This is a genomic window from Negadavirga shengliensis (assembly GCF_042652345.1).
GTDB classification, from domain to species: domain Bacteria; phylum Bacteroidota; class Bacteroidia; order Cytophagales; family Cyclobacteriaceae; genus Negadavirga; species Negadavirga shengliensis.
In genome coordinates, this window is record NZ_JBHSJJ010000004.1 from 423,517 (window position 1) to 436,823 (window position 13,307).

Here is a 13,307-nt window from a genome sequence, read left to right on the forward strand (position 1 = left end):
AGTGATTTATGCCAGACCATTTTTAAGGAAAAGCGGTTTTCATGACCTGGGCAAACTGCTGTGGAGTAAGATTTGGATACACCTGCTTTAATCCCAATGTTACATCCCTCTGTGAATAGCCCCCTGTAACCATCGCCATTGCAAGCGTTTCCGGTTCCAGGTAGGGGAAGTTTTTAGTCAGTTTTGAAGCGGCATCTTCCGGCAAGGCTCCACTTTGGAATAAGCTTCCTGCGAACTCCTCCGGTGTGATTGTCGGGAAAGCAGAAACCATAATATCTGCAAATTCGGCAGGAGAGAGCGTAGGGAACTGCTGCTTCAATCCCTGTGTCACGTCGGTCTTACCATATCCTGCTTTTGCGAGTGCTGATGCAAATGTGGTAGGATCAATGTCCGGAAAGTTTCTGACCAGGTCTGCTGATGTGCTAAGCACGGGGACTCCTGCTGCAAAATACCGTTGTGCAAAAGCTTCCGGATCATCGGCAGGGAATGCGGCCAGCATTGCTTCTGCAAACGCCTCGGGAGACAGCGCAGGAAACTCCTGTTTCAATGCCAGCGTGGTCTCATCTTTTTTATATCCTGCAAATGCCATTGCTATGGCAAATTCCGTGGCCGTAATCAGCGGATATTGTTGATGCAGTGCAGCTGCTGTCTGAAGGTTGGTAAACCCTGCATCATGTTTCTGCTTTGCAAATTCATTTGGCGTCAGTTCCGGGATGGTAAACACGATGGGATCGCTCCAGCTACCGGGGATTGTACCGGGTTCTCCCGTGGCCTGAACGGAAAAATCATAATTACCGGGAGCAAGAGCGGATACGTTCAGACTGTCGGAAAGCTTATGGGTTACAAGGGTGACCACTGGTGATCCGTTCTGACTGACCTGTAGGCTATAACCAGAAGCTCCGGATACAGGATCCCAGCTTCCTGTTACCATAGGTGGCTCATACACTACCGAGTTTAATATCGCCTTTGCGAACTGTCTCACGGGGTTTGAGCTTGAAACCGCACTTACAAACCCATTCGGGTTTTCGGCGGTTATTTTTACCTGATAGTTGATGGAGGCTTCACTTTGCAAATACGGTGATAAGTCGAATATTGTATGTGGTGACGGATTCAGTTCTGATGCGTCGCTTACTTTTTTTGCAACAAGCGGGTTTTTATCTCCCTCTGTATTCCAGAGCTCTGCCAGGTAGGAAACAGTCAATGAGGACTTATTCCAGCTACTGTTTAATGAATCCGGGGATTCAAATGCAATGACAATATTTTCAACAGCAGGTAGCAGCAAGGCTCTTTCGACAGGATTGATTTCAAGCTTCCAAACAACAGCCTCGGGTCCTGAATCCATTGAGGTGTTTGCGGAGTCATGGCCAAGGACAAGCAGCATGATGGTATCACCCGCATTTATAGGTCCGGACCCAAATTGGGCATTTCCCCCACCGTCATTTCCTATCCATTTTTGAAGCCTGAATACCTGATGGAGATTGTTCACTGCCTGCCCTCCGGACAGTGACCACGAATGGGGGCCATTGGCGCCATCTGTACTTTGTACAAGCATTTTATTCAATCCGGCATCAAATCCATCAAAGGTTACAAGGTCACCACTCTGATATCCGTCTTTTCTCTGGAGGTTCTTCAATCCAAATGCAAAAGGGAACCAGGGGATAGGAGAGGCACCACCGCCAGTAAGGGCCACAACGGTAGCTTCCTGAATATCCTCAACCGCAACTGGCTGCATATTGCGGTAATTATTGCCCCAATTGAGGGTTTGTCCGTTACCGAGATAATAGGTGCCTTCATCGTCACTGAATGCCTGGGGCATATAGAACACCGCCGTCTCTGGCTGAACAATTGAAAGGCCGTTGGATGTGCTGGCAGGGCTAAAACTCTGTGATTTTTTTGCCCTTATTTCAATATTGTATTCAGACCCGGATGAAATCAAATCATTTGAAATCAGCGCCTGAGTAGTGCCCACTACAACATCTGGGATTATCTTTTCGCCCCCGGCATTAAGAATGCTCACCGAATAACTGTCAATCCCATTCACGGCTTTCCAGGCTGCGATGATGGATACACCATCGGTTCCGGTCTGTAGCTGGGTAGGCGTGTCTACCATAAATATGGTAATATTTGTACCGCTGCTCCAGGCACTTTCGAACTGCCCGATTTTTACTTTGATCTTAACCGTGTAAACAGTGTTGTCAGCAGGCTGACTGACTAAGAACTGTGCCGATGTTTTATCCGTTTCGACCGGGCTTCCCAAAGATTCCCCGGCCGCATTAAATAGCTGAAGAATATATTGGGTAACCCGGCTGTCATTGCTCTTCCAATTTGCACAAATATGGCCGTCTGCAAATGTTAGATCCGGTAACGGAACCACAACAGGTGGAATGGCGATCGCTGCTCCATAGGTGATTCCGCTATCAATAACGGTTTTAGCTCCCAAGGCCTGTACGGCTATCCGGTACACTCCGTTTAAAATATTGGAAAAGTCCTGTGGCGTAAAGGTATAACCAGGCTTTCCTCCCGTAGAAGGGGCATCTATGGTTTTTGAAGCCACGGGATTGTCTGCGTTGTCTGTATCCAGCACCTTAACCAGGTATTGTGCGGCTCCGGTCACTGAAGCCCAGGAGCTAACCAGGTTGTCCCCCTGAATGGAAGTCTTTAGAGAGGAAGGAGCGGCCAATCTGGTCACCGACTGATCCGATTGTTTCGGACTGCTGTTTAAGTAATTGGCGCTTCCTGAGGCCGTGATCCACATGAAAAATGTGGTTCCGTCGCCTGTAAGTTCAGCAACCCCAATATCCAGGCGCTGCGCATTGGCCTCGATATTATTGTTTTCAAAAGCCGTATTGCCGTTTTCATCTTTCAATATCAAGGAGTAACTTGTTGCCGCCTCTACGGCTCCCCAGCTGGCTGCAATTTTACCGTCTGTTTTATAAAGGCTGATATCTGCGGAAGCGGGCTGGGAAAGTTTGGTGACACCGGAAGCAGCAACTGGATTTCCGCTAACAAATCCGGGTTTACTTACCGGAACGATGCTTACTTCAACTGCTCCGGCAGGATAGGCTGACGTGTCCAGATTCACCGAGTTAGATCCGGCCATAACTGTAGCATTATCAGCTGGTGTACTTTCCACCATTACCTTTACCAAGTATTGGTCAACCCCTGCCTGCGCATCTTGCCAGCTAACCTCCAGGTGATTTTTGTCCGCTTTTAAGGCAGCGGATTCAACAGGATTCAACTTGGTCAGAGCACCCGAACCCGCTATGGTCTGACTAGGTACGGCAGAAATTCCCGGAAGCGGAATGGCGGTGACTTTTACCTGATACATGCCTGTCGGATCTAAATCCGCTCCTTTTTGTAGGTACGGACTTTGACCAACCACTTCAGTATGCCCTTGTGTCGGATCCGCAACCGGATAAAGGTTGACGGAGAACCTAGCAGAACCTGTTTCTTTCCATGAAATGGAAACCTGGTCGGTATCAGGAGTATAGTCTAGTTTAACCTGTTCAGGATCAGGTGTTTTAGCAATTAAAGTTGTTGCCCAGTTGGACTTTTTATCTCCACGGACACTGCGAAGTTTGGCGGTATAAGATCCGCCGTTGAAGTTGAGGGAAATCTGTGTTTTTCCAGAAGTGGTAGTGAGTCCCAGGCTTTGCGTTTGTCCGATTTTCTGTCCCTTCGGATCGTAGAATTCCAGCTCGTATCCGGATGCGTAGGAAGCTCCATACCAGCTGGCCGTAAGCCAGCCGTCTTTATAGGAAAGTCCTGTTGAAGTAAAGGTGGGTACTACGGGGTTGGGGTCGGTGCCACCACCACCGCCTTTATTATGCACAAGGTAGCTGTTGGCATAATATGTGTGATTTTCTTTCAGGATAAAGTTGTAAAGCTGTGTACTTGGATCAGCTTCGATGCATTTTATACGGGTGATTTTTTCCGTTGTACCATTTGCCAGCATCAGGTAGTTACCTTCTTTCAAAACACCAACCCGAAGGGATGGGTTCTCTCTTACAGTAGATTCCGGATCTATCGCTTTCCAGCCGTCTGTAGTAAAAAAAGGATGCTCGGCGGTTACAAAATAATCGCCGTCATTGAAAGCATACAGTTTTCGTGAGCCTAGCAACGGGTGGTCAAAGGCGATTACTTCATTTGTCGTGCCCTCTTGTCCCGCCAGAAGATCACCGATCAAAACGTCTTCAATCGCTTTTACAGAACGGTCTGCCATCTGAACCTGCGTACCGGCTGTAAAACAGGTGCTGCCTTTGTTGTGGGCAATGAGGTGATTGGCAAAGTAGGTATTGTTTCCGCTCAGTTTGAAATTATACAGCTGCGTATTGAAATCGGCGTCTTTTGCGCGGATTTCTCTTATTTCCAGTGTATGGTCATTTTCCATCAACAGTACATCGCCGGGCAATAGCTGACCTACTTTCAGTCTTGGATTTTCGCGGGCCGTGGCCACAGGGTCAATCGCTTTCCAACCTTTTTCTGTTAGAAAGGGGTGCTCTGCGGTTACGAAATAAGGTCCTTCGTTGAAGGCGTATAATTTTCTGGTGCCAAGCTTTGGATGATCAAAAGCCAGAACTGTATTGTTGATCTGGTTATAACCGGCTAATACATCACCGATCTTTACGTCTTCGATCATCTTAACCGTTCCATCAGCCATATTAACTTCAGTCCCTGCCGTAAAGCAGGAAGAGAAAATACTTCCGGCAGCTCCCAAACCTGCTGAGATGGCAGCGGCGGCGGCAGCTCCTCCAGCGGCAATGGCAGCAGCTCCTCCCGCCTCGACTACCGCAGCGCCTGAAGCGGCGACAGCCTCAGCAGTAAGGGCATCAATAAGGCCCTCACATAGCCATTGCGCCGCGAGTTCAGCCGCCTGTTCGGCAAATAGGATACCCGCTAGTTTTGCCCATTGTTCCCCGTTGTTTACCAGACTCTGCACAAAGGATGTGGCAGATGCCTTAATAGCGTCTTTGATATAGTCCTCCATATCGTCAAAGGAGGTGTTGTGGGGGAGTGGAATGCGTATTGTATTTGGGAAATCGATAGACGTAACTTCATGGCCGGCTACCAGGACGTTAAATTTTCCGTTCAACACAAAAAACAAGGAATATCCGTCTGATCCGCCAGCTTCAGTGGAAAAGGTCGGAGCCATGGTAAACTTATTCTGATAGGCTACTTCGGCAATAAGGCTTGTAATAGCTCCGCATACCAGGGTGGGGTCGGCTTTTTTCATTAGTCCGGATACCTCATCCGCAATGTCTATTATTTTCTGAACACTTTCATAGGCCTGTGAAAATGGTGGCCAGTTACTGATGACAAAGCCTTCACTTCGGCAATAACTGAAATTGACCGATAGCTCACCGAAAACAGGTACTTCGGCATCGGCCACCAGTTGTGCACTGATTTTGGTTTCAGATCCGCCTCCACTTAAGGTTTTCTTTCCTATACTGACTTCGGCGGTACCAAAAGGATATTCAAAGAAATTAAATCCGGTGGATAGACCGAATACGGTTGATCCGCTTTTGGTGCTGAGGTTCAGCGTCGGACTGTTGATGTATTTTTTATTTCCGGTCTCTGACTTTTGTTTACTGGCAAGTTCGAGGATAAAAATCTTAATGGAATCTGTAAGTCCCACCTGCGCTTCCATTCCCACATTGGTCTCCACGTTGATCTTCATGAGAATAGTAATGGTATATAGGAAAGTCAGTTCAATGGTAGATTCCAGGTTATAGCCATCCCGGAAATCATTACCGTTTATCTTTGATGGGGTAAGATCCGCACTTTTATCATAATAATATACCCTCGAATGATGATCAAGAGTATCGGCTTTGAAGGTAATATCAAAAAAGTCCGCTGACCAGGTTTGATTGTTTCCTACAAGATTTCCTATCAGCTGGCTTATAGAAAAATCCTGGGTGAGGGAGATCAATGCCAGTACAGGTTTTCCTTCCAGAAGATAAAGGTTGGAGCTGAGGAAAATGGTGCTGACCAGTTCCACCTTTCCCGTGACATTCAGTTCCAGGTATTTTTCAGTTCTTTCCTCTGTCTGGAAGTAATATATCACATCCAGCCCCAGTTGTTTTAATACCAGCAGCGGAGGCATGGATGTCGGAAAAAGCTGGATAGCAACGGACGTATCAGGTGCAGTAGTAACAGTAAACTTTGTCTTGTCATTGTTGACCAGCAGGTCACCCATAAATTCATATTCACCACCAAATACATTAAATCCGATAATCCCCGACATGGTAAATTCAGCCGATTCAGCCTGGGTATATTGCATCTGAATACCGGGCGCGTCCTTTGCACCTTTAAAAGTTATCAGATCGCTGATGATTGAAAAAGGTGCGAAAGTAGCTTTAAAAATAGTTTTTATGGAACCTTTATCAGGTTCGGTATCGGTTGAAAAGAAGGCATACAGCGTCACATCCAGACCACTTGTATCTTCTGCATTCAGCTGTGTGAACATGGAGAATAAAGGCCCGGTAAGCAATAATCTGCCGTATAGATGCACGCCTTGATTTACCGGTCCTGCGGGAAGGTTTGCCTGTTTTATCGGATTGGTAACTGTACCCGGTTTATCGTTAAGTGCAATAATACCGTCAATCTGTTGTACCAGGTCAGCTGCCGAACTTACCGTATAAGACGTTATAGCAATTCCCGCGTTGGAAATATTTAAGAAAGAATCTATTGGGGCAAGTCCTGAAAAGAGATCTGTAAATTTGAAATCCTCTTTCAAAGCAAAAGAAAATAGGTATCCTCTTTGATTATTTTGTTCACCGGTTTTCTGGGAAAGGAATATAGCGTCCCCGAAGTCAGCCAGTCCGCCGTAAAGGAACAACTGGTTTTTCGTCTGATTGAAATATAGAAATGCACTGGCGTACTGCACCAGTTTCATATCGTTTGGAGTAAGTTTGCTCCATTGGTTGTTGTCAGGATACGGGTTGTCGCTCGTCGCCCGGGCCTGGCCGGCAACTAAACCGTCACCAAACTTATCTATTTTTAAAGCATCTAACTGGGAGACAAGGAGGGTACCTGTGAAAATATTGTCAACGCCAGCAGGTCCAAGTTGCAATCCGACTGTCACCTGCAGGGTGTTCATATCCAGGAGTGCCCCTATATTGGCTTTGAAGTAGTTTTTGTTTTGCGGGTCCTCAGGCGAAAGATTTTTGAAATCCAGTTTGGCAGAAAGACCAAACATGTTGAACTGAAGACCGAGAAAAGAAACCGTCCAGTCCGCCTGTGTATCATCAGCAGGTGGATGCGGGGGAAGTATAATAACAGTACCGTTAATGTTGAAATTGCCGGTTTCCGGCACCATCTTCCCATCCAGAGACTGTACGGTCAAGGTAGGCAAGCCCAAATCCGTAGGTATTGAAAACAGGGAATCCAGATGCACTGCTGATATGAGGTCAGCAAAGCTAAAAGTGACCTGATCGGCAAGTTTTGCGGCAAAGCTCCAGTGCGGAACCGTAGATGCGTAATCCGCTGTAAATGAAACAGTGGCAGAACCCACCGTAAGATCTGTAGCTATGTGAACTGCCAGGTTGCTTTTTGATACATCCGTGTTGTTTACCGTAATTTTGGAAGCAAGAACGGTGTTGTCAAGTGACACATAGCCGGGAATGGCATTCCAGGGTGCAGCGTTGACGATTGAAAAATTTATCAGGTTGAGCTGCTGATTGGAAACATCAAAATCGATGTCAAGTGCCGTAAGATCAAATCCCGCGCCGAAAGGCATAAATGTTTCGGGAATATAGTTGGCCATGTCTCCGGGCAGCATCCAGTTGGCCAGCTGTGCAAGTCCTGGAAGGTGAATATCCTGCGCCACAGCGAGTTTAAATCTCCAGGGATCATCCAGCGTTTCTTTTACTGCCTGCAGCCATATCTGGATATTGAAAATATTTACAAACCCGTTAAAATCCCCAGTGCTCTGATAGGACTGGTTTGATCTAACAATTTTCAGATGGGCACTGATATCGGAAAAGGAAAAAAAGTTTTCAAGTACAACCCAATCTTCCTTTCCTGTGAGGTTGAATTCGAAGCTGTTGATCAGTGCCGGATCAAGTGCCGGGTTAAAATTAACTGTAAGTACATCCAGGGAAAAATTCCCGAAACTGTTAAAACTCTCCGGCAAACCATTGGCTACGGCGCTACCGCCGATCAGTTTAAGCAACTCACCCATTCCGGGAAATTCGACCGTTGTACCTTCCTGCAGATTTATTGTCCATCCTGCCTCTCCTGCGGGTATAGGCAATGTGGCTTCTATCCGGACAACATTACCAACCTGCATAAATCCATGAAGCATGCCGGTAATGTTGTACTCATTTGCTACATCCACAGACATGCTTACAGTCCAGTTATCCACTTTGAAAACGGGGAGTATCTCCCATGTCCCTTCCTGCGAAAGATCGAAACTAACGAGGCTTAAGGAGGGCGTAAATGGATTAAATCCTATCTGAATCTGATTCAGGATAATGGTAAGCTTGTTGTCTTCAAGTCCTTTTGGAAGGAGGGACAGAAGATCCTGATCGCTATGGTCTCCCTGTGGCCATATAAAACTTGCCAGGTCATTTAGGGTAGGTAATTTTGCGTTATCTGAGGTTATTGCCAACAGCCAGTCGCCCTCCAGAGGAATGGAAAGCGAAACATTGAGATTGGTCTGGGTTCCAATGGTGATATCCCCACTTACTATCCCAATGATCATGTAGGGTAAGGGATTGTCCTCGGATTTGAAATAGGAGGTGGCTAGGCCGAATTTTAAATTCCCTACCGCCAGATTGGGACTATCCACTATCTCCCAGCTTCTTGGCGTGCCATCCTGATTGGGTTTTAATGTGACCGAAGTAAAAAAGTAGGTTGAAGCATCGATGTCCTGATCAAACTGAATATCGAGATCCGAAACGCTCAGATTATCAACAACTTTAAGAGATGCTGGAAATATGGCGAGGGCATCAGGGCCAGCTGCCTGTTTGATGACCTCAGCAACACTTGGAAAATTGATGCCGTTGCCCTGGTCGAAGGTAAGCTCCCAATTTGTGCTTATTCCGGTGGGAATTGAAAGTATACCTTCAAAAGTCAGCTGGTCTGAAAGTTTTAGATCACCCAGAATAACAGGAGAATTGGAAATGACACCATTGCTGTCTGCCTTACTGACCAAGTGGACAACGGGGGAGGAGAGCTGCATGGGGGATAAACCAACAGGGCTGATCTGGAGGACATCTTCCAACCCGCTACTCTGAAGGTCGATGTTAAAGAAAGATTCATTCTGTGTTACAATTCCGATGAAATCAAGAGAGGAAACGTCAGTTTGCAAACTTGAAAGAACCCCTAAAGAACCTGATTGCAGCGATACCCGGAGGTACAAGTTGAGTCCGGTGGTCAATGGCCTTGGCAGCTCGGCCAAAGAATGCGGATATGATGTGGCTATCAGCCCCCTTGAGTTAAAAGCCAGCGTATCGAAAAATGAACCCAAAGTCTGCGGAAAGGAAGCCGAGGGGATCCAGGTGTCATTTAAGCCGGTGACCTTTAAGGTAAAATCAAGCCGGTCTTTTGTAATTTCAGCTATTGACAGCTCAATCTGAATGGCCGCAAGATGGTAAACCGATGTTTTACCGGTAACCAAAAGAATTCCGCCGGAATTAGTGATTTCAGCTTCTGTAAGATCCAACTGATGGCTAAATACAGAAGAGAAAAACAAAGGAGCTATGGTTTCGCCGAGGTCTGTATCAAAAAACGTAAAATTACTGTTCTTATACCTTTGTCTGAGCGTTTTCTCCAGTTGGTCCAGTGCATCAAGTTGGGTCGGAATATTGACTTCAACAGGGAAACTGTACTCACCGCCGGCGTAGGTTCCCTTAACAAGCGCGGTTTCTGTTTGCCCATTGTTATTGGCAAGCGCCTGCAACTGGAGGGTACTGGTATTTAGGTTTAGGTTTACGGGTTTGTCCAATGTCGCGGACAATAAAACACTACTTTGTCCGTCAATGTCGGTTATCATTCCCTGCAGGCTTATGGACTTAATCTCACTGTTAAGCGAACTGATACTTTCCAGTGCTGCGGTAGGTGTGGTACGCGCTATGAAATTTAACCCTGATAACATATTACCTTCCGGATCTGTTAAAGCATGCTCATAAGAGGTGGCAATAAGCCAGGTTGAACTCAGGTCCAGATTATCAAAATAAGTGTCTGCCAGAGATTCAAAACTGTCCGAAAACTTCCAGGTATTAAGACTGCTTGCATTTTGTACCGTAAATTGAAGTAGATTGTCGCTTTCAATTATACTGATTTTCATCGGGGTTGAGGCAGGCAGCAGCCATACGGAGGCTTTTCCAGTTATGACCAACAGGCTTTCTGAAAAAAGTATTTCCGCCTCGGTTAAGTGAACCGAGGAGATACCTGCCAGTTCGGTGAAAAGCGCAGCATTTGTGCCAAGATCTGTGGCACAAAAGTCAAGTTGTTTGTCACTTGTTAAACGTTCCTGAAGTGCTGTGTTTAAATTGTCTAGAAGTCCCATGGGAAGTTAAAAAATTAGAGGTAATACCAAGTCAAATTCACTATTTTGCTTTTCAAAGAAGACCTCAATGGTTTTTAGAAAATCTTTGGTCATTCTGTTATCCAGCTCAAATGTATGCACGGTGGAGGGCATCCATCCTTCGTTTCCGCTAATGATATAATAGTATTGTCTGGTTACTTCCATGCCAAAGCCTTCAAACAGTTCCAACCCATACGTGTTTGTTTCAGTATCCAAGGTTATGGCACAGGCATAGGTATAGAACCGATAGGAAATCCTGAAGTTTTCCAGGTTCATACCATCGATGCTGTATTTGTAGTTTTTGAAAAGGATGTTGTTTAATTCTTTCAGGTTTGGCCTTCCATTGGCTTTTTCATCTTCCCGCCATTCTTCCAGGAGGTCTTCATCCAGAAAGGTGAAATGTGTGCCGCTTTCATCCTGCCATATTATGGCGTAAGTTATCGTCTTTAATGTGTTTGATTTCCTTTTGAACTCATTTCTGTATCCTAAGAGGAAGTAGGTTTGTCCCCGCAGGTTTTGCTTCCGCTGAATCTGTGAACCCAAAGGAACAATGCCGGAACATGCAAGATAATTCATGAGATAGCCAGCTTTGAATTGAATTTCAGAAGGTATATTTACCTGGGCTTCCAGGTCCTCAAAATCGATTGTATCGAAATAGGTTCGTCCTTCAGAATCAAAAGGCAGATCCATAAGAGAAAGATCCAAATCCAGATTCAAATAGGCACATAAATTATCCCCGGCCTTTCTGCCGCCCGGTACGCCATCGGGACCGTAAACCGTATATCCTCCAAACTGTTGCGGGAATTTAAAAAGCTTGTGCATATCCAGTTTAGGCTGGTTGGTGAGCTCCCACAATGGAAAATCAGGAAAGGGAGTTTTCTGTGGCGGGTTATTGTAATTTCCGGGCGCATTCACCCATTTCATAAACAAAGGCATTCTGGAATATTTATTGACTTTGTTGTAAACAGGGTAGGGGGTTGAATTGTCGTGGATGCGAACAGTAGTAGGAACCCCCTGAATTCTGAATTCACCTGTTTGGATAAAACCGATCTGCGTCCATTGACCCCCTTTAGCCAGAGGAGAAAGGGAAGGATCGAAAAAGGCCTTTATGTTCACAGAGGAATCAAACGGTGTGGAAGCTCCGATGACCAGAGGTTTATCGTTGCCTCCAAAGGTCCAGGCCTGGCTGCCTATATTGATTGCATTGTCCCCCTGTCCCTGATAAACACCAGTCACAGTCCTAAATCCTCCTGTTGATCCTAGCGTTAGTGCCATATTAAAAATTGGGTTTAAGTAAATTCAGTACAAAGTCATTTAAGGTAAACCAGATCAGATTGATTTGTTTTTACCTCATGGCACTCGTGTTTCACAATGCTTGCTGCATTTGGCGCCCGCATTACGCTGCTTACCATAGTCCCCGGGAGCTCACCATTCCAGAAAACCGAAAATCTGCTTTTGGTGGCAATGTCTTCATCGTTTACCACCAGCACAATATCACCTCCAATTATTCCGACACTATGAGTGGGATTTCCCACATTTCTTCTTGTGTTGTCCGTAAATCCATCCATTAAGGAAGTGAGGTAATATTTCTGAAAGGTATTGGCTACGGTATCATTTGTGACAGCCGTCCAGCTTGAAATGTCCCATCGCGGCGATAGGGATGGCTCCATCGCTTCAATTACTTCTTCGTTAGGATGCCCGTGTTTATCTCCGCAGGAAACGATGCCTACTACCGGGGTTATCTGACTCAGGAAGTACTCGCTGGTACTGAGTGTGCTGCCGTGGTGGCTGGCTTTAAATGAGCAGATATGGCCTTTGGAAACATCCCTTCCTCCGCTTATCCATTTGAAATTCGATTTATCCCGCCTTTTAATTGAATCTGCCAATGGAGATTCCATGTCAATATATCCCCCTGTTTTCCAGCCACCCAAGTCGCCTCCGGTATAAAATCTGAAATTTCCATACTGTAGGATCCACGCCAATCCCAGATCATTCTGATTGGAACCGTTTCTCGGGGGATTTTGGCTACTGTCTTCACCTAATACATAATTGTTGGTTGCTACCACCAGCAGTTGCACCATCGTGTTTGCAGTCCCAATAAGATCAACGGTACTGCCGAGGCCAGCGGTGTTCCGGGTCATCGGTGCTTTGGTAGCCGCATCAACGTATTTGCCATAAACCGTCCTCTTTTTTGCTGTACCTTTTGGAGGTACGCTTTTGGTGTCACCCCGGTCTTTCGTGCCATTTGCAGAAGGGTTTGTGGCAATAACTGCCGGCAGGCCGCCGATATGATCCTGGTGGTAGTGGGAAGCTATCACATAGTCTACGGTTTTAATACCCGTCTTTGTGATGTAAGCATTGATTTTTGCTGCTTGTTTGCTTCCATCTCCTCCGTCAACCAATACAGCTTTTAGTACGGTGCCGGCAAGAGGTACACTCTTGTCCAAAGCCAATTTTAGCATTTCAGTCCTGTCCGGTGGAACAGTCAACCCTGCTGCCAGAATTTCGGCGTGCAGTTTTGCGGTGTCCCTGACTATGATAAGGGCAGCGTCACCGTGTCCTACACTCATCTGATGGATTTCCAGGGTTTGAGAGAAGCTCCACGGGCTATGGAAGATTATCAAAAGTGCCCATAATACCCGGTTAATCCGTTTTAATCTAGCTGTGATCATCTTGTGTTAATTTAAAAATATATTAAAAACATAGAGACAATGAATACATCCTATGTCATTAGGATCTTGTAAACTTTGTTGAAATTTTGTCGAAAATAATTTAA

The 13,307-nt window shown here is 46.0% G+C and carries 3 protein-coding genes; all 3 read right to left on the reverse strand.

The genetic code is table 11. The annotated features are described in order from the left end of the window. Positions 1 to 22 precede the first annotated feature (22 nt). Genes ACFPFU_RS09450 through ACFPFU_RS09460 form a run of 3 tightly spaced genes read right to left on the reverse strand, consistent with a single transcriptional unit; the run spans position 23 to position 13,203 of the window. A complete protein-coding gene (locus ACFPFU_RS09450) occupies positions 23 to 10,513 on the reverse strand; it encodes a hypothetical protein (protein WP_377063827.1) in 10,491 nt (3,496 codons plus the stop codon). 6 nt (positions 10,514 to 10,519) lie between these two features. Then, complete coding sequence (locus ACFPFU_RS09455) at positions 10,520 to 11,806, reverse strand: hypothetical protein (RefSeq protein WP_377063829.1); 1,287 nt, start codon at positions 11,804 to 11,806, stop codon at positions 10,520 to 10,522. A 35-nt stretch (positions 11,807 to 11,841) separates the two neighbouring features. Next, entirely contained in the window at positions 11,842 to 13,203 is a 1,362-nt protein-coding gene (locus tag ACFPFU_RS09460; protein WP_377063831.1) for a ComEC/Rec2 family competence protein, read from the reverse strand. Between the last annotated feature and the right edge of the window lie 104 nt (positions 13,204 to 13,307).

Coding starts and splice junctions, on each gene's coding strand:
- ACFPFU_RS09460 (WP_377063831.1), bottom strand. CDS start 13,203: ATGATCACAGCTAGATTAAAACGGATTAACCGGGTATTATGGGCACTT.
- ACFPFU_RS09455 (WP_377063829.1), bottom strand. CDS start 11,806: ATGGCACTAACGCTAGGATCAACAGGAGGATTTAGGACTGTGACTGGT.
- ACFPFU_RS09450 (WP_377063827.1), bottom strand. CDS start 10,513: ATGGGACTTCTAGACAATTTAAACACAGCACTTCAGGAACGTTTAACA.